We start from the raw sequence: 16,781 nt of genomic DNA, 5'->3' as shown, positions 1-16,781 counted from the left end.
CTACTGAACGCGCTGAAAAAGGCGCGACCACAAGGTTGATACGTTTCTATGAGGTCTAAAGGATTTACCCCACATGACGAACAATAACCCCTTCGGTAACACCCCCAATCCGGGTGAGAATAATGGCGACTTTAACCCCTTCGGCAACGGTTCCAACGCGTCGAATGAGACGACCCAGTGGAACCAAAACCAAGCACAGCCACAGAGCTAACAGCCAGGCCAACCCGGCAACTACGGACAGCCCGTTTCTCAGAATGGTTACGGCTCACAAGGCACCCCGGGAAACCAAGGCAACCAAGCTGCGCCCGGCTTTTCCGGCCAGCCGGGGCAGAATCCTTTTGCCGGTAATCAGCACACCGCCTATGGCCAGGCCCCGAGTGGCGGCGGAGGCGGCGGAAAGGTCATTGGCATCATCGCTGCGCTCGTCCTTGTCATCGCCCTAGCAGTAGGTGGCTACTTCTTCGTGACCAAGGATGACGGTTCAAGCGAAGAAAACACCAGCGCACAGGAATCCGAGACCACAACCGCTGAGGAAAATCCGGGTTCAGAAGCAAATTCTGAGGAAACCGGCACCGAAGAGACCAGCAGTTCTTCCAGTAGCTCGTCAAGCAGCTCCAGTGACTCTACGTCGACTGTGGCACAACGCGGCGACATTGGTGGCCCGGACGATTCTCTCACCGAGCCGTACAAGGGCGCAATGCCTTCAAAGATCAACGACCTGATCAGCAGGTGCAAGACTGGTTCTTTCAACCTGCGCTACGACTACAGCTCCAAGCCCAGCCGCGAAGTTAAGGGCTCTAAGTGTAAGGGCGTATCGGGCAGCCCTTGGGCTTATTGGTCGGTGGACTTCGTTGATGACACGGAGTACGCCAACCAGCAGGCAAAGGACCTCAAAGACCACGATGCGACAATTATCAACGATGACCCGAACGCATTCGCGGGTTACATCGAAGAAACCGCCAAGATTTATGTCTTTGTCATCAATAAGGACAAGCACATCACCATGGAGTCTGAACTCTTCGGTGGCGACACCGAAGAAGCTGAGCAGCTGATGGAGCAGCTGGGGTACAAGAAGTGATAAGACTTCTTAGAGTGGCTTGATCCAGCCCTGCTGCACGGCGTACTGGTAGCCGCCAACCGCTGCAGCACCCAGCGCAACTGCGCCAACGATGCCGCCGACCCAGGCTAGGATGCCTGCGATCGGCGGCGCTTCTTTGCCCAAAGAACCTGCCGGGTCAGTGCTACCCAGGGGGAAGGTCTTCAGCAGCCATTCTGCGCCCGGGTTCGCCGACTCCACACTGCTGGCCAACGAACCTTCGTTCGTTGCCTGCGGATTTGTGGGGTTGTGATCCGGGTCGACCGGCTGAGTAATCGGGGCGGTGCTGGAACCCCTGCCCTCCGACGGTGCGATCGCTTGCGCCGGGGCAGCGCCGGCGACGCTGACCGCGCCGAGGGTGATGGTGCTTGCGGTGACTAGTGCGGTAAGGGACTTGGAAGAAGAAAAGATCCTCATAAGTCCAATAGTTTAGAGCTGCTCCAGAGCCTGTGCGATATCTGCGAGCAGATCCTCCAGATCTTCAATACCGATGGAGATGCGAACCAGGTCGCGGGGAACCTCCAGCTGCGACCCTGCCACCGATTGGTGAGTCATAGTCGCCGGGTGTTCCAACAGAGATTCCACTCCGCCCAGCGACTCAGCCAGGCAGATCAACTTGGTGGACTGGCAGAACTTCAACGCTGCCTCCTCCGAGTGGAAACGAACGGAGATCATTCCGCCGAATCCCTTACCCGTGGACTGGCGCTTGGCCACCTCATGGCCCGGATGCTGTGGCAGGCCAGGGTACAAAACGGTCGCTATCTCCGCGCGTTCGTCGAGGTACTCCGCAATGGCCTGTGCATTAGAACAGTGACGATCCATGCGCACACCCAAGGTTTTCAAACCACGGGCATTGAGATAGGCATCGAAAGGCGAGGCGATGGGGCCGGCTCCACCGAGCAGGAACTCCAGATCTTCATCCAGTTTCGCGTCATTGCTTACAATCGCGCCACCCACCACATCGGAGTGTCCGCCAATGTACTTTGTGGTCGAGTGCAGCACCACGTCCGCCCCCAGGTCTAGAGGTCGCTGCAGGTAGGGGCTAAAGAAGGTGTTATCCACGATCAGCTTCGGGCGTGTGGGGGCGTCGCCACCATATTCATCGGCGAGAACATCGGCGATGGCGGTGATGTCGGACACAGCGAGCAGCGGGTTCGTCGGAGTCTCCAACCACACCAGCTTCGTCTGCGGGGTCAGCGCGGCGCGCACTGCCTCTGCGTCGGTGGTGTCCACTACGGTGAAGTCTACGTTCCAGTCCTTGAAAGCGGTCGCAATCAGGCGGTATGTGCCACCGTAGGCGTCGTGTCCCATAATCAAGTGATCGCCGGGGCGTAGCAAAACCCGCAAAAGGTGATCAGTTGCGGCCATGCCAGAGGCATACACCCGGCCGAACTCCCCGCCCTCAAGGGCTGCGATGGTACGGGCAAGCGAGTCCACGGTTGGATTAGCTACTCGTCCGTACTCGTATCCGCCGCGCAGGTTATTCGGCGCGTTCTGGGCGAAGGTGGTGGATGCGTAGATCGGGATATTGATGGAGCCCATGAACTCGTCGGGCTCGTACCCTGCATGGATGGCATCTGTGTTGTGGGCCATGGAAACTCCTCTTCGAACTATCGCTTGTCAGTGCTTAGGTGGCGCTGCGTCTGACGATTCAGCGCGCAATGTTTCAACAAGTATAGACCAAGCAGTCTAGTTTGCGGCAATAATGGATAGATCGAAACTCACAGTCGCGATGCCCGCGCTCTACTAGCAACGCCCCAGTTCGCGCTGAATAGCCTCCTTTTCCGCCGGGGTGACCCACAGCTGATACTCCGCTTTTACCCGCACCTGGGTAGAGACATAAGTGCAGCGGAATCCCTTGTTTTTCGGCAGCCACGTGGCGGCATCACCAGCGCCTTTTTGCATATTGGACGGCCCGTCCACGGCCAGCAGGTTCAACGGATCATTGGCGAACTCCTCGCGCCGTTCCGGCGTGAGCTGCTGCGCTCCTTTCTGCCACGCATCGGCAAGCGCTACCACATGGTCGATCTGCACCGCCTGGCTGGTGTTCTGCCCACGGACAAAATGAATCAGCTGGCCGGTGTAGGGATCCTGCAAGTCCCCACTTTGCACCCGGCAACCCTTCGGAGCTTCCACATTGGCGAGGTCGCGGGCTAGAATATCGTTGCGCTGATCACAACCATTACGGTCGATATCCTTCCAGCGCTGGCCAAATTGGTCGCGACTATAACCCGTCTTCGGCGCACGTCCCTTCACCGCCAACGTCTCCAGAAGGTCGAGCATGTTCTGCTGGTGAAGCGACCGTTCGGGCGTGACCGGTTGCTCTGAGTGTTGCGGCCCTTGCGGTTGTTGTGGTTGTTGCGGCTGCTCCGGCTCGGCTGTCACCGTTTCGGCAGGTTGTTCTATGGGAGCGTGCGAAGTTTGTGACGCTGAACTTGCGCCCTCTAGAAACTCCGCTCCCTCTGCACAACTGCCGAGCAGCAGGCTCACTCCTGCAATTAGCGCCAGTGCGCCACCACTCAACCTATTGCTCATAGTTCATCACGCTAGCAATCGCTCCAGACATACCCGCGTGGTATCCGTCTATAGTTTCGAACTCGCGTGCGACCCGGCGCGAACGTAGTGGCGTCACAAAAAGAGAATACTTTTATACCTGCCCGCGCTGACCGGGCGCGGTAGCATAAACGCATCATGAAACCACTTAAGAAGATTTACCAAGCACAGATGAAAGCAGTTCCAGGCTTCGTCAACAAGATGACGAAGAAGCCGGACCGCATGCGGCGGATGATGAACCTCTGGCCACCACTGCTGTTTTCCGGCATTAAGATGACACGCGTCTCGGACGACTGGTCCTTCGCACGCATCGTGCTGAACCTACGCTGGTGGAACGCGAACATGCACGGAGCAGCATTCGGCGGCACGCTATTTTCCATGACCGACGTGCTGTTCGGCACCCTTATCGCCCGCCGCCTTGGCACCGAATATGAGGCGTGGACGCGCACCGGCACCTTCCAATTCCTCAAGCCAGGCCGCAGCGGGGCATACATGGACGTAGAACTCAGCCGCGAACTGATCGACTGGATTATCGCCACCGTCGAAGAAGATGGTTACTGCAATGTGCCATACACCTCGATCATCTACAACACGGATGGCTCCGTCGTTGGTATCGGCCAACAGGATCTCCACGTGCGCCCTCGCGGCGGCGGAAAGCGCGCCGAGCGCCCCAAGCAGGCTCTGCAGCCACGGGGTCTGGTGCTGGAATCGCTGGCCAACGCCGTAGTATGGCACTGCTTCAAGGATCAGCCGGAGATCCTGACTGTCCTCATGTCCGAGCAGAGGCGCATCCCCGACCCGGAGGAGCAGATGCGCCATGTCGTTAAGGTTGCGCTAGAAAAATCCACCAAGTCCCGGGAGGACTTGGTGGCTCTGGATATTCCCGAAAAATACCTGGACGCTTAGCGCCCGCCCAGGTCGGGCATGTCGCTGGTTATCCCAGCACCTTGCCACAGTTGGGCCATGCGCCGGCACCCTGCTTGGCCAGCACCTTCTCGGCAATCTCGATCTGCTGCGCCTTCGTGGCCTGGTTAGCCGTCGGTGCGTACTTCGTTCCGCCGAAGCCAGCCCAGGTCTGTGCGTTGAACTGCAGTCCACCGTAGTAGCCGTTGCCCGTGTTGATCTTCCAGTTGCCGCCGGACTCGCACTGCGCGACCTGATCCCAGGAGCTGACAGGAGCGGCTTCCGCAGCCGGAGCAGCGGCTGCAGCTGCGGCAGCCGGGGCGGCAATCAGGCCTGCGGCCATACCGATACGGGCAAAAGCGGTCTTCGCGGACTTCTTCATGTAGTCGAACACTCCTTTTTAGGGGACTTTCGTTTAGAGGCAATCTGCCACTGAGTTCGCTAACTTACGCACCCTCCCCGGGGGTACGTCAAACGAAAAAGCCCTAAATCAGCAAAAAATCTCGAATTGATAACGAATACTCAGGTACTCCTCATCAACCTGCGCTATCAACCTGCCTTTGCCCGAAACCTGGCTTTCCGCCCCTGTTCACGACGAAACCCCCGGGACATCCCGGGGTTTGTAGTTCACTGCTCGAGGACTTTTAGCGACGCGGCCCGTACACCGCTGCCGACTCGATGCGTGTCGGCACCACATAGGCAATGGCTGCGGTGCAGACAATGCCTGTCAGCGTGACCAGCGTCCCCCAATCACCGCTGAGCAAGCCACCGGCCAACACCCACGCAATCGCAGCAACGGCGGCTAGCGCGATCACCGCCATGCCAAAGAGATGCTCGTTACCTGTGCCGGAAACTGGAATGTACAGCAGTCCGGCAAGTACGCCGATGACGCCCGCAATCACGCCAGTCAGCACGGCGGGCCCCACGCCCGACGACGCTTCACCTGGGATAAAGCCCACCAAAAGGTCCACGATGAACACCGCAGCAAAGGTGACCGCGGCAGCCAGCACGGCAAGAACGATGAGGTTCATCGCAACCTTCTTGCCGTCGTAACGACCGGCTAGTAGCCCCTCGCGAGGATCTTGCTGTGGTTGGTTGTAGTAGTTCGGGTTGCTGTAGTTCGGGTTACTGTAGTTCTGATTGCTATAGCCCCGGTCATAGTTACCGCCATAGCCACCGTTGCCTTGCGTGTTGAACATGCGCGTCTGATCGTCGTTTCCTTGCGGGTAGGTCACCCGACACTCCTTTCACCGGCGATTTAGGTGGCCAATGTTACCCGAGTGACTATTGGGTAGTCACCTCCTTTATCACCGTGAAGGCTCAAAGGACTATGCACGGCCGGGGAGGCTGGGCGTCACAAAGAAAAAGCGACCACACAGTAGATACAGCAAGTGCCGTAGATACTTGTGCGGCCGCTATCTCACTACGCAACAACGAACATTGCTACGAGGGGTTGGTTTAGTGATCGTCCCAGTGGTCGCCGTGCTGAGCATGGCGGTGGCCGTCGTGGATGTAGTCGACGTGGTCACCGTGCGGAACGGCAACGTGGCCACAGTTAGGGCCGTGCTGGTGGTCGTGCCCCTCGTGGACGTGGTGCTCGGAGGTCTCACACTCGTCGTAGTGGCCATCGTGCTCGCGGTGCAGGTGACCATCGTGTACGTAATCAACGTGATCCTCGTGCGGAACGGCAACGTGGCCGCAGTTCGGACCGTGCTTGTGATCGTGGTCGGCGTGGGTGGTGCAGCTCATTATGAACTCCTTTTATTTGAGGGCAACCATGGAGCCAATTCCTCTTCGCCAGGTGGGCTAGCAGGTCGCTTTGACACTTTCCATGATGCCCCTCACCTGCCATGTTGTCAATACGTTTTCATTAGAGTTTTCAAAAAGTTTTCAATAACCTGCCTGAACTGGGGCACACCGGACGAGACTTTCACGCAGCGCCGAGCCAAACCGCTACATCAAACACCCAAAGACACACGTAGCTGCGTAGGTAGAGTGGCCACGTACAACGTTTGGAGGGAGCGCGAGACCATGGAAAACAACACCACCGACCCGCTCGACGTACTCATTGTCGGCGGCGGATTCGCGGGCACAGCAGCGGGCATCACCCTTGCCCGCGCTCTGCGGCACGTATCAATTGTGGATAACGGCACACCCCGCAACCGCTTCAGTGCACATGCGCACGGGATCTTGGGGCGCGATGGCGCTAACCCCATGGATCTACTAGACCAAGGTCGCAGCGAGTTCACCTCCTTCGGCGGCACCGTGATCCCCGGGGAAGTCACCGCTCTCGAACGAGTTGGCAGCACCTGGGAGGCAACTATCGCACATGGCTCACGCCTCCATGCCAAACAGATTCTCGTGGCAACTGGCATCACTGATGAACTGCCAGATGTTCCGGGACTGGCCGAGCTCTGGGGATCCCGAGTCTTCCACTGTCCTTACTGCCACGGCTACGAGGTTCGCGATCGAAAGCTTGCCGTCATTGGCGGCAAGAACCCTGGGTTCACGGTGCACATGGTGCATCTCATGCGTAAATGGACCGATAGCCTCACGTTCTTCACCAACGGTCTTTCCCTCTCGGAGGTTGACCGTGCGCTGTTCGAAAAGCGTGGTGTTGTTCTTTTGGACGCCCTCGTCTCCGGCATACAACCAGACCCAGAATCGGAATCGGGAGTATTGGTGAGCACTAGCGATGATCCAAGTTCCACGACTCCAGGTGCCATCCACGCCTTCGAGGCTTGCTTTACAGGCCCAGAGTTCCACCCCAACGATCAACTCCTCCTTGCTGCCGGGTGCGAAACCGAAAACGGCTGGGTATTGCGGCAACCCCGAGGCCAGACCTCGGTAGCCGGACTCTGGACCGCAGGCAATGTCACCAGTTCGCCGGATCAGGTTTCACAGGCGATGGGCGCGGGTGTGGCTACTGCGATCGCGATCGATCAGTCCTTATTACACGAGGAGCTAGCACAACTTCAGGAGCAGGTAGATGAATAACGAGCAGCCAAAGCGCATCGCTTTTATTCTTTTCGACGGATTCGAGTTGCTGGATGTCTTTGGCCCCGCTGAAATCTTCGCCAAGGCACCCGGTCTGGAGTTGGAGTTCTCCTCCGTGGACGGAAACAACGTTGCTAGTTCTCAAGGTGTGGAGGTTGTTCCAGACACGGCTTTCAGCACCTTGACCTGCGACACCGTTGTAGTTCCTGGCGGTGAGGGCACGCGAGCTCTTGTGAAGGATTCTGCTTTCCTCACTCAGATCAATTCGATAGCGAGCTCAGCGTCTCTCATCTGTTCAGTATGTACAGGGTCCGCGATCCTGGCTGCGGCCGGTTTATTGGAAGAGTATTCCGCCACCAGCAACAAACGTGCTTTTGACTGGGCCAGCAGCTTCGGCAGAAATGTCGAGTGGAAACGATCAGCTCGCTGGGTTCATGACCGTGATCGTTGGACTTCATCAGGCGTTGCGGCAGGCACAGACATGGCCATTGCATTTGTTTCTCATTACTTCGGCGCCCCCCTTGCCGAGAAGATCGCTTACGACCTTGAAATCCAACCTCATCGCGATGCCGACAACGACCCGTTTGCAGTGTGAGGTTCTACACCCGACCGTCATACACCCGTCGAAAGTCCCCGGGTAACACAAAACACCCCGCCCAGCCAGGATCTGCATATCCCAACCCAGCGGGGTGTTTATTCTGTGGGCGAAGGGGGACTTGAACCCCCACGTCCCGAAGGACACTGGCACCTGAAGCCAGCGCGTCTGCCATTCCGCCACTCGCCCGAGTGACTATGTAGGACACATGGTCTTTACACTGTCTTGCCTGCTAAAACCGCTAAACCTTTAAGGAAAACGATGCTCGCTGGCAACGAAATGAAACTCTAGCACGATGCATGCACGCTTCCAAAAAACACACTTGACCTGCGGGAAAATGCACGCACAACACTATTGCCCTTATAATGGCCAACTAAATGCTCACATTGTAGCTGTTTTCACGCAGATCCACTCCGCTTTGAACTCGCGGCAGCGGAGCAGCGACTGCACTGTACAGCCTGCTATTCCGGCGCCCCACGACCTATAGGTCGATTGGCTTCCACGCCCTGCGCCACAGGCACGGGACAGTACTGGAAAACACAAGACCACATAGGAGGACTACGGACAATGAGCCTATTTGGACGTTTCAAGAAGCTTGACAGCTCGCTTCAGCGCGGGTTGGATAACGGCTTCGCGCGCGTCTTCGGCGGAGAGGTTGTCCCGACCGAGATCGACGAGGTTCTCAAGCAATACGCCGAGGAATCCGTCATGACGGATGCACAGGGGCAGCGCCTAGCCCCAAGCCACTTCCAGGTTCTCGTCAGCACTCGCGACTACGCCAGCCTCACCGAGTCGCGTCCCCGCCTCGCAGAAGAAATGGGCGACCGCCTAAGCCGCTTCATCCGTAACCAAGGCTGGCGCACCAACGAACCAGTCAAGGTGAATCTCGCACCTCATGACGGCCTGCACTCGGGTCAAATGCGCGCAGATGCGCGTTTCGACGTCCCCCGCACCAACGACATCCCAGGAGGAAATGTCGCAATTGGGGAGGCTAATGCGACTGAGCAGGGGGGCGTCAATCCCTTCCGCAATCCAGACGGCGGCTATCAGGATTCCTACCCACAGGCTGGACCACATGAGGGGCACCCGGAGTGGCCATATTCGCAGTCTGAGGAGCGCTCTTTGGTATCGCAGGATTACGACGCCTACAGCCCCAACGACAACCACTCCAACGACGCAAACGCTTCGGACGCTACGGGCGCGAACGGTGCAAGCAAGTCCCTGGGAGATCTAGTGTCCCCGGCGGGCGCCGCAGGACTCGGCGGGGCAGCCGCTGTGCACCACGCCGCACCAGATTTCGCGCGCAACCAACAGGCTGAACAGTACGAAGAAACCAGTGAGCCTGAACCGTCTGGGGAGTCTGAACACTACGAGCAGCACGAGCAGCAAGAACCACAACAGTCACAGAACCAGGGAGACAGCGCCGTGCACTACGGACAGAACCAACACAACCAGCAGGCAGGCGACAGCTTTGAGCGTCCAGCCAGCTACCCGGGCACTGAAGTTATCGTGCAAAGCACCCCCGCTCCGGTACGCGGCGGCGTAGGCGCGGACGGCAACGAGCGCGAGCTCAAGGTCACCCTCACTCTGCATGATGGTTCCGACCGCACCTATGAACTACGCAAGGGCAGCAACATCATCGGACGCGGAAACGGCGTGGATCTTCGCATCCCCGATACGGGCGTCTCCCGTCAGCACGCAGACATCACATGGGATGGGTACGACGCTGTGCTGACGGATCTGCAGTCCACCAACGGCACCTCCGTCAACGGCACTCCGATTGAAAATTGGCTGCTGGCAAGCGGTGACGTTATCTCGCTTGGTCACTCCGAGATCGGCGTCGAGTTCCACTAAAATCCCGCGTTTTTAGAAGCCATTTTCTTTCTCGTCTACTCCTCAGGGGTCATCTAAACTAGGCTATTCACATACACATGTGCCCTTGTCGGACATGTGAGTCCTGGGTCCCTACCTTGTTGAGGAGTTGAAACCGTGCAGACCACACTGCTTTTGCTGGTCAAGATTGGCCTGTTGCTCTTGTTGTGGTTCTTCATCTGGATGACTGTTCGCTCCCTCAAAAAGGATGCAGACCGCACCTCCGGGTTAGCCCCCGCCGGCGGGGCACCTATCGTCGCGGGTTACAACGCTCCGATGAACGAGCCATCATCATCCGGTCACTCCTTCCGGCGTCACAAGTCGCCCACCTCTTTGGAGCTCACTTCCGGCCCACTGGCTGGCACCACGCTCAACCTAAAGGGCTACCAGGACGTTTCGATCGGCCGTTCCCAGTCGTGCACATTGGTTTTGGAGGATGACTTCGCCTCCGGTTCCCATGCCCGGCTGCTCCGCCGGGGCTCGGATTGGTACGTCGAAGACCTCGATTCCCGCAACGGAACCTGGATTGGCAATGAACGCCTAGACCAGCCCGTTAAACTCTCCGCCGGTATGGAAATCCGCATCGGCCAGACCCACGTGAGGATGGATGCATGACCGAGGGCAAGGCCAGGGCTACCGATCGCACTCTAAACTTTGCCGCGTGCTCCGACCGCGGCCTCGTTCGTGGCAATAATGAGGACTCCGCTTATGCGGGTCCACACCTGCTCGCGCTCGCCGACGGCATGGGCGGCCACGCGGCCGGCGAGGTTGCTTCTCAGTTCCTCATTAATGCTCTCAGCCCCCTGGACTCCCCGCTTATCGACGAGTCTGACAACCGTGACCAGTTGGAGAACCTGCTGGCTACTGCCGTCGACGAAGGTAACCAGGACATCGCATCGCACGTAGATGAGCACCCGAACCTGGACGGAATGGGCTGCACTCTGACCTCCATGCTCTTTTGCGAGGATGAAGTTGCCATCTGCCATATCGGCGATTCTCGTGGCTACCGTCTGCGCGATGGCGAGCTTCGCCAGGTGACGAAGGACGACACTTTCGTTCAGTCTCTCGTCGACGAAGGCAAGCTCGCGCCAGAGGACGTCAGCAGTCACCCGCAGCGCTCCCTCATCCTCAAGGCTCTCACTGGACGCCCCGTCGAGCCCACTCTGTGGCGCGAAAAGACACAAATCGGCGATCGCTTCATGCTCTGCTCCGACGGTCTATCCGATCCGGTAAGCCCCGAGACGATCCGCGAAGTCCTCTCCCGTGGCACCCCGGAAAAGGCCGCCCGCAAACTCGTCGAAATGGCACTGCGCGGTGGCGGACCTGACAACGTCACGGTTGTTGTCGCTGATGTTGTTGAGTTTGACGCCCAGTCCAACTCGCCGACCGATCCAGAACTCACTCTGCCATCTCGCCCGGTACTAGCAGGAGCTATCGCGGGCGAGGAGGCAGAAATGCCACGTCCGGATTCTTCAGCAGCTCGCGCAGCGGCAATTCAAGGGCTTTTGACCACGCCAGCGGCGTCACCAAAAAAGGACGCAACAGAAGAAGAGCCTGAACCTGCGACGGCTACACCAGCAGGCAAACGGACTCATCAGAGTCACGGCGAGGACGACGGCGAAGGTGTAGAACCCACCGGCACAGCAAAAACCAAAAAGCCGAAGAAGTCCCGGCGCGGCCTGTGGGTAACGCTCGCAATTGTGTTGGTGGTCATCACGGCCGCAGGTGCGGTGGGGTATGTGACGTACCAGCGCATCAAGGACACGTACTACGTGGCCGAGGAAAACTCACAGCTCAAGTTGATGAACGGTACGGATAGTTCCGTCTTAGGGATCAAACTGAACTCCGTGCACCAAGACATCTGCCTGGACGACAATGGCAAGGCGACCTTCGTCGAGCCCGGTGCAGGCGGCGATTGCCACCCGTTTAAGACTTCCGATCTGACCCCGGCTGCTCAGGGTGCGCTGGCGGATCTGCCGGAGGACTCTTATGACAAAGTCTCCGGCCAGATCACTCGCCTGGCGGAACAAACACTGCCAGTGTGTGTAACGCGCGTGCCGTCTGACAAGCAAACCGACAAGGAAGCTGACAAGAAGGACGATAAGAAGAAGTCCGAGGACAACCAAAAGGACAACAACTCGAAATCTGAGAAACCCACCGAAGCGCCGGAAGACCTCACCACCCCCGGAGTTTCCTGCCGCGAGGTGAACTAACCTATGAAGCTTTTTAGCCGACGTACAGAGGCCGGGCTTTTGCTTCTGGCCGCAATCATTTTGCTGCTCGCCATCGTGGCGCTGGAGATCTCACAGGGCAATGAAATTAGTTCCGAGGTGTTTTACCTCGTCGGCGGATTTTTTGCCACTTTCCTGGTCGCCCACCTCGTGGTGTGCTGGATGGCTCCAGAGGCCGACCAGATCATGCTTCCCATCGCGGCACTCCTCAACGGCATTGGTCTGGTTGTGATTTACCGGCTGGATTTGGGCTCAGGCCTTAGCCTGGCAAAATCCCAAATCATGTGGACCGCCATCGGCGTGGTGCTTTTCTGCCTGGTCATCAGCTTTTTAAGAGATCATCGATCCTTGCAGAACTATTCGTACCTACTGGGTCTTGCGGGTCTGATTTTGATTGCGCTGCCGATCGTGTGGCCCACGTCGTTGAATGCTGATGCAAACGTGTGGATCAGCATCGGACCGTTCTCCATTCAGCCGGGCGAGTTCGCAAAGATCATGCTGCTGCTGTTCTTTGCCACTCTGCTGGTGAATAAGCGCCGCCTCTTCACGGTGGCTGGAAAGTCCTTCCTGGGACTGCAGTTTCCTCGCTTGCGTGACTTGGGGCCGCTGTTTCTAGTGTGGGGCATCGCGCTGATGATCATGGCAGCGCAAAACGACTTTGGGCCCGCGCTGCTGCTATTCGGCACTGTGCTGGGCATGTTGTACATGGCGACAGGCCGCGCCTCCTGGCTGGTGCTGGGTCTGGGGCTAGCTTTCATCGGCGCATTCGGCGTGTACCAGATCTCGGCGAAGATCCAGGATCGCGTCTCTAACTTCGTCGATCCATTGGCGAACTACGATGGCAACGGCTTCCAGCTTTCCCAAGCGCTTTTTGGCATGTCCTTCGGCGGTGTGACCGGCCGCGGGCTCGGCGAGGGCTACCCGAACAACATCCCGGTCGCGCACTCGGACTTCATTCTGGCTGCCATCGGCGAAGAGCTGGGGCTTATCGGCCTGGCTGCTGTGTTGTTGGCCTACATCGTGTTCGTCTCCCGTGGTTTTAATACTGCAATGCGTGCCCGCGATTCCTACGGCAAGCTCGTTGCCGCCGGTTTGTCGCTGACCATCGCCATCCAGATTTTCGTTGTCACCGGCGGCATTTCGCGACTTCTGCCTATGACTGGCCTGACAACACCGTTCCTGTCGCACGGTGGTTCGTCACTGTTGGCGAACTACATACTGTTGGCGATTATTCTGCGTATCTCGCATGACGCCCGCACACCACTGGCCATCAAGGAAGGAGAGGAAGCATGAATCGCTCCATCCGCGCGGTAGCCATCTTTAGCTTCATCCTGGTGATGGCCCTGATCGCAAACCTGACTTATATCCAGGCTTTCCAACAAAAGTCGCTGGCACAGAATCCGCTGAATTCGCGTCAATTCCTTGAGGCTAAGTCAAAGGAGCGCGGCAGCATCATCGCCGGCGACCAGGTGCTGGCTAAGTCCGTGAAGGACTCCGAAGACTTTTATGATCGCGAATACCCCTACATGTCCGCGAAGTACGGATCCGTGATCGGCTACCTGTCGGATCAATACGGCGCTTCGGGCATTGAGTCCTCCCAAAACTCAATCCTGACCGGCGAGGACGACTCGCTATTCGCAACCCGCACGTGGGACATGCTGACGGGCAAGGAACTCGGCGGGGCGAATGTCGAACTGACCCTGAACCCGAAGGTGCAGGAAGTCGCCTACGACCAGCTGGCTAACAAGGGCTATTCGGGTTCCGTGGTGGCACTTCGCCCATCGACGGGCGAGGTGTTGGCAATGGCCAGCACCCCTTCGGCCGACCCGGCTAAGCTTGTCGGCCCGCCTGCTGAAGAGACGAAGGCTAACTTCGAAAACTACGCCAACGATGAGAACGCTCCCCTGTTGAACCGCTCCACTCAGCAGATCCAGCCGCCGGGCTCGACCTTCAAGGTCATCACCACCGCTGCGGCTCTGGAGGAGGGCGACACTCCGGACACAACCGTCACCGCCGCTCCCCAGATCACGCTGCCCGATACGGCCACAACATTGGAGAATTACGGTGGCGCCGCTTGTGGCGGAGGAGGCCAAACCACCCTCCGCGAAGCATTCAAGCGCTCGTGTAACACCGCCTTTGTGGATATTTCCACCCGCCACGGCGCGGACAAATTCAAGGACATCGCCGGCAAGTTCGGTATCGGCGAAAAAGACGACTACCTGGGTCTGCCCGTTGAACCCTCCCGGCTGGGCGACATCCCGGACGGCGCAGCACTGGGTCAGTCCTCCATCGGTCAGCGTGATGTGGCTCTGACTCCGCTGCAAAACGCGGTGATTGCCGCCGCCATCGCCAACGGCGGGGTGCGCATGAAGCCGTACCTCGTTAGCAAAATCACGGGCCGCGATTTGTCCACGCTGCGGACCACCAAGCCGCAGAAGGCTGGCCGTGCGATACCGGAAAAGACAGCAGATACCTTGAAGGAACTCATGGTGGATGCTGAAAACTGGGCCGGCGGGGACGCCACCATCGCGTCGAAGACCGGTACGGCCGAACACGGCGAGGATTCCCGCAACTCGAACCCCCACGCTTGGTACATTGCTTTTTCCACTTCCGCCGATGTCGCCGTCGCCGTTCTAGTGGAAAATGGTGGTGACCGTGGCCGTGCCGCCACCGGCGGTTCACTTGCCGGCCCCATTGGGCGTGCCGTGATCCACGCAGCTGAAAAGGAGCAGCAGTAGCCATGAGCGATTCCCGTCAACCCGACCGCACCGAGATCGAGCGCACGCAACGACTACTGGGCGAACGCTACGAGTTGCAGTGGATCATTGGCCGCGGAGGCATGTCTACGGTGTGGCTGGCTCACGATACGGAAAAACTACGCGACGTCGCCGTTAAGATCCTCAAACCTGAGTACACGGAAAACGAAGAGTTTCGCGCGCGTTTCCGCAATGAGGCCTCCGCCGCTCAGCATCTCTCCAGCCCCAATGTCGTCAATACTTATGACTCCGGTGAGGTCGAGGCTCCAGACAACGGGACGGTGTTCTGCTACATCATCATGGAGTACATCCGTGGCGAGTCCCTTGCCGATGTACTGTCGCGCGAAGCCTCGCTGCCTCAGAATCTGGCGCTTGACGTATTGACGCAAACCGCCGCGGGTCTTAAGGCAATCCATGATGCCGGCCTAGTGCACCGCGACATCAAGCCAGGCAATCTGCTGATCACCTCCGACGGTTTCGTCAAGATCACTGACTTTGGCATCGCCAAGGCAGCTGCCGCCGTACCGCTCACGCGCACAGGCATGGTGGTCGGTACAGCCCAGTACGTTTCCCCCGAACAGGCCCAGGGCGATCAGGTCGGCCCTGCCAGTGACGTATATTCCCTCGGTGTTGTGGGATTCGAAATGCTGGCGGGCTACCGCCCGTTCTCTGGCGATTCCACGGTGTCAGTGGCGATCAAGCATATTTCGGAGACTCCCCCGGAACTGCCGGATACGATCGACCCCAACCTCCGAGAACTCATCAGGGTATGCCTGCGCAAGAATCCACGCACGCGCTACGCAGACGGTGCAGAGCTAGCCGCCGCGACTGTGCTGGTTTCAGAAGGTAAGCAACCCCCGTCTCCTCATAACGTGCCGAACGTCAGCGCCGATCCGCATCCGCTCACCGAGCAATTGGGAGATGTGGCCACCGGCCCGGGCACCCGAGTGCCGTCGGTACCGAACTCCAACTACCCGAGTTCCTCGTACCAACCGGCCTACCAGGGTGAACCCGGACCGGCCGTGGGCACCGGCAATGCCGCGATGGCACGTGGAGCGAAGGATTCGCAGGGGGCGTCACGAAAAAAGAACCACATTATCGTGGTTATTCTGGCGCTCGTCAGCATCGTTGCGCTGGCACTGGCAACATTCCTCCTCACTCGTGGCAATAACGATGCCGCACCGAACCCCGAGACTATGACCGTGACCAACGAGGTGACGACCGAGCCGACTGGTGAGGAACAGCCGACGAGCCAGGGCGGTGGAAGCGTACCCGCCGAAACGGATAGCCCAGCTCCGACGGACACGACCAATGATCGCGATGACCGGACGACCGAGTCCACGCGAGAGGAGACCGAAAGCTCCAGAGAGAGTAGCCCGTTGTTCCCGTCGCTCCCGCACTTCCCTAACGGTGGCGGGCGTGGCAACAATAACGGCAACGGAAATGGCAATCGCAACGGTAACGGCAACAACGGCGGAGATGCTGGCGGGGCGGCCGAGCCTACCGCCGCACCAAACCCGCAAAACTCTCCCAACCGCCCAAATAGCCCAAACACGAACGACAACGCGACCTCAGCAGATAACAACCTGCCGAGCGAGTTCCGTAGCATGACAAACAATGCCGAGAACCAGCCAGTCTTGTAGAAAATGGGCTCTGGAAAAGAACTGGATTAAGTCCACACCGACAGCGCCCATGAGTAAGCAACTATGTCCGCACAACAAATTCGACTATTATTCGTCAATCAAAGTGACAAAAAACGTATTCTGGGTTCAGTTGGC

The 16,781-nt window shown here is 58.5% G+C and carries 17 protein-coding genes and 1 tRNA gene; 11 read left to right on the top strand and 7 right to left on the bottom strand.

The features are described 5' to 3' along the window. The first annotated feature begins 73 nt into the window (after nucleotides 1–73). Both AC06DS_RS03280 and AC06DS_RS03275 read left to right on the top strand, forming a co-directional pair. Nucleotides 74–211, top strand: a complete 138-nt coding sequence (locus AC06DS_RS03280; RefSeq protein WP_477100982.1) for a hypothetical protein — start codon at nucleotides 74–76, stop codon at nucleotides 209–211. A 252-nt stretch (nucleotides 212–463) separates the two neighbouring features. After that, the gene (locus AC06DS_RS03275; RefSeq protein WP_477100981.1) at nucleotides 464–1,078 is read left to right on the top strand and encodes a hypothetical protein; all 615 of its coding nucleotides are present in this window, start codon (nucleotides 464–466) and stop codon (nucleotides 1,076–1,078) included. A gap of 9 nt (nucleotides 1,079–1,087) precedes the next feature. On the opposite strand, the gene AC06DS_RS03270 is transcribed toward AC06DS_RS03275, so the two are convergent. The 3 genes from AC06DS_RS03270 to AC06DS_RS03260 form a co-directional block, all read right to left on the bottom strand. Continuing rightward, nucleotides 1,088–1,513 (bottom strand): hypothetical protein, encoded by a 426-nt coding sequence (locus tag AC06DS_RS03270; RefSeq protein WP_293791706.1) that lies wholly within the window; start codon nucleotides 1,511–1,513, stop codon nucleotides 1,088–1,090. Nucleotides 1,514–1,525: 12 nt separating this feature from the next. Next, complete coding sequence (locus tag AC06DS_RS03265) at nucleotides 1,526–2,689, bottom strand: cystathionine gamma-synthase (protein WP_477100980.1); 1,164 nt, start codon at nucleotides 2,687–2,689, stop codon at nucleotides 1,526–1,528. Nucleotides 2,690–2,842: 153 nt separating this feature from the next. Then, nucleotides 2,843–3,631 carry an HNH endonuclease family protein gene (locus AC06DS_RS03260; RefSeq protein WP_477100979.1) on the bottom strand — a complete coding sequence of 263 codons (789 nt, stop codon included), beginning with the start codon at nucleotides 3,629–3,631 and terminating at the stop codon, nucleotides 2,843–2,845. A gap of 156 nt (nucleotides 3,632–3,787) precedes the next feature. Between AC06DS_RS03260 and AC06DS_RS03255 the strand changes: the two genes are divergently transcribed. Then, nucleotides 3,788–4,555: a PaaI family thioesterase gene (locus AC06DS_RS03255; protein WP_448307940.1), complete on the top strand. Its 768-nt coding sequence runs from the start codon at nucleotides 3,788–3,790 to the stop codon at nucleotides 4,553–4,555. 28 nt (nucleotides 4,556–4,583) lie between these two features. Here the strand turns inward: AC06DS_RS03255 and AC06DS_RS03250 are convergent, their stop codons facing one another. The 3 genes from AC06DS_RS03250 to AC06DS_RS03240 form a co-directional block, all read right to left on the bottom strand. Further along, nucleotides 4,584–4,934 (bottom strand): transglycosylase family protein, encoded by a 351-nt coding sequence (locus AC06DS_RS03250; RefSeq protein WP_477100978.1) that lies wholly within the window; start codon nucleotides 4,932–4,934, stop codon nucleotides 4,584–4,586. Between the two features lie 262 nt (nucleotides 4,935–5,196). Then, nucleotides 5,197–5,787, bottom strand: coding sequence for a hypothetical protein (locus tag AC06DS_RS03245; protein WP_293791711.1), 591 nt, complete (start codon nucleotides 5,785–5,787; stop codon nucleotides 5,197–5,199). A 223-nt stretch (nucleotides 5,788–6,010) separates the two neighbouring features. Beyond that, nucleotides 6,011–6,301 (bottom strand): hypothetical protein, encoded by a 291-nt coding sequence (locus AC06DS_RS03240; protein WP_293791712.1) that lies wholly within the window; start codon nucleotides 6,299–6,301, stop codon nucleotides 6,011–6,013. Between the two features lie 282 nt (nucleotides 6,302–6,583). Between AC06DS_RS03240 and AC06DS_RS03235 the strand changes: the two genes are divergently transcribed. Together AC06DS_RS03235 and AC06DS_RS03230 are read left to right on the top strand one after the other, a co-directional pair. After that, a complete protein-coding gene (locus AC06DS_RS03235; protein WP_477100977.1) occupies nucleotides 6,584–7,549 on the top strand; it encodes an NAD(P)/FAD-dependent oxidoreductase in 966 nt (321 codons plus the stop codon). Then, nucleotides 7,542–8,144, top strand: coding sequence for a DJ-1/PfpI family protein (locus AC06DS_RS03230; RefSeq protein ID WP_477100976.1), 603 nt, complete (start codon nucleotides 7,542–7,544; stop codon nucleotides 8,142–8,144). Before AC06DS_RS03235 ends, AC06DS_RS03230 begins: the two co-directional genes overlap by 8 nt. A 106-nt stretch (nucleotides 8,145–8,250) precedes the next feature. On the opposite strand, the gene AC06DS_RS03225 is transcribed toward AC06DS_RS03230, so the two are convergent. Beyond that, nucleotides 8,251–8,333, bottom strand: a tRNA-Leu gene (locus AC06DS_RS03225). Nucleotides 8,334–8,711: 378 nt separating this feature from the next. Between AC06DS_RS03225 and AC06DS_RS03220 the strand changes: the two genes are divergently transcribed. From AC06DS_RS03220 to AC06DS_RS03195, 6 genes are all read left to right on the top strand, one after another. Further along, nucleotides 8,712–9,998 (top strand): DUF3662 and FHA domain-containing protein, encoded by a 1,287-nt coding sequence (locus tag AC06DS_RS03220; RefSeq protein ID WP_293791718.1) that lies wholly within the window; start codon nucleotides 8,712–8,714, stop codon nucleotides 9,996–9,998. A gap of 135 nt (nucleotides 9,999–10,133) precedes the next feature. Further along, nucleotides 10,134–10,631, top strand: coding sequence for an FHA domain-containing protein FhaB/FipA (locus tag AC06DS_RS03215; protein WP_293791719.1), 498 nt, complete (start codon nucleotides 10,134–10,136; stop codon nucleotides 10,629–10,631). Then, a complete protein-coding gene (locus AC06DS_RS03210; protein WP_477100975.1) occupies nucleotides 10,628–12,229 on the top strand; it encodes a PP2C family protein-serine/threonine phosphatase in 1,602 nt (533 codons plus the stop codon). Before AC06DS_RS03215 ends, AC06DS_RS03210 begins: the two co-directional genes overlap by 4 nt. Before the next feature lie 3 nt (nucleotides 12,230–12,232). Beyond that, nucleotides 12,233–13,540, top strand: coding sequence for an FtsW/RodA/SpoVE family cell cycle protein (locus AC06DS_RS03205; protein WP_293791722.1), 1,308 nt, complete (start codon nucleotides 12,233–12,235; stop codon nucleotides 13,538–13,540). Continuing rightward, nucleotides 13,537–14,985, top strand: coding sequence for a penicillin-binding transpeptidase domain-containing protein (locus tag AC06DS_RS03200; RefSeq protein WP_477100974.1), 1,449 nt, complete (start codon nucleotides 13,537–13,539; stop codon nucleotides 14,983–14,985). The genes AC06DS_RS03205 and AC06DS_RS03200 overlap by 4 nt, the downstream gene beginning before the upstream one ends. A 2-nt stretch (nucleotides 14,986–14,987) precedes the next feature. Further along, nucleotides 14,988–16,646: a protein kinase domain-containing protein gene (locus AC06DS_RS03195; protein WP_476728180.1), complete on the top strand. Its 1,659-nt coding sequence runs from the start codon at nucleotides 14,988–14,990 to the stop codon at nucleotides 16,644–16,646. Nucleotides 16,647–16,781 lie beyond the last annotated feature (135 nt).

The sequence above is a fragment of the Corynebacterium sp. TUM25015 genome (genome assembly GCF_056393505.1).
This window is presented reverse-complemented; position numbering and strand designations above follow the sequence as displayed.

What these genes read in the sequence shown, in the direction of transcription:
- AC06DS_RS03280 (WP_477100982.1), top strand. Translation starts at nt 74, where the DNA reads ATGACGAACAATAACCCCTTCGGTAACACCCCCAATCCGGGTGAGAAT.
- AC06DS_RS03220 (WP_293791718.1), top strand. Translation starts at nt 8,712, where the DNA reads ATGAGCCTATTTGGACGTTTCAAGAAGCTTGACAGCTCGCTTCAGCGC.
- AC06DS_RS03230 (WP_477100976.1), top strand. Translation starts at nt 7,542, where the DNA reads ATGAATAACGAGCAGCCAAAGCGCATCGCTTTTATTCTTTTCGACGGA.
- AC06DS_RS03260 (WP_477100979.1), bottom strand. Translation starts at nt 3,631, where the DNA reads ATGAGCAATAGGTTGAGTGGTGGCGCACTGGCGCTAATTGCAGGAGTG.
- AC06DS_RS03210 (WP_477100975.1), top strand. Translation starts at nt 10,628, where the DNA reads ATGACCGAGGGCAAGGCCAGGGCTACCGATCGCACTCTAAACTTTGCC.
- AC06DS_RS03265 (WP_477100980.1), bottom strand. Translation starts at nt 2,689, where the DNA reads ATGGCCCACAACACAGATGCCATCCATGCAGGGTACGAGCCCGACGAG.
- AC06DS_RS03250 (WP_477100978.1), bottom strand. Translation starts at nt 4,934, where the DNA reads ATGAAGAAGTCCGCGAAGACCGCTTTTGCCCGTATCGGTATGGCCGCA.
- AC06DS_RS03205 (WP_293791722.1), top strand. Translation starts at nt 12,233, where the DNA reads ATGAAGCTTTTTAGCCGACGTACAGAGGCCGGGCTTTTGCTTCTGGCC.
- AC06DS_RS03195 (WP_476728180.1), top strand. Translation starts at nt 14,988, where the DNA reads ATGAGCGATTCCCGTCAACCCGACCGCACCGAGATCGAGCGCACGCAA.
- AC06DS_RS03255 (WP_448307940.1), top strand. Translation starts at nt 3,788, where the DNA reads ATGAAACCACTTAAGAAGATTTACCAAGCACAGATGAAAGCAGTTCCA.
- AC06DS_RS03270 (WP_293791706.1), bottom strand. Translation starts at nt 1,513, where the DNA reads ATGAGGATCTTTTCTTCTTCCAAGTCCCTTACCGCACTAGTCACCGCA.
- AC06DS_RS03200 (WP_477100974.1), top strand. Translation starts at nt 13,537, where the DNA reads ATGAATCGCTCCATCCGCGCGGTAGCCATCTTTAGCTTCATCCTGGTG.
- AC06DS_RS03240 (WP_293791712.1), bottom strand. Translation starts at nt 6,301, where the DNA reads ATGAGCTGCACCACCCACGCCGACCACGATCACAAGCACGGTCCGAAC.
- AC06DS_RS03235 (WP_477100977.1), top strand. Translation starts at nt 6,584, where the DNA reads ATGGAAAACAACACCACCGACCCGCTCGACGTACTCATTGTCGGCGGC.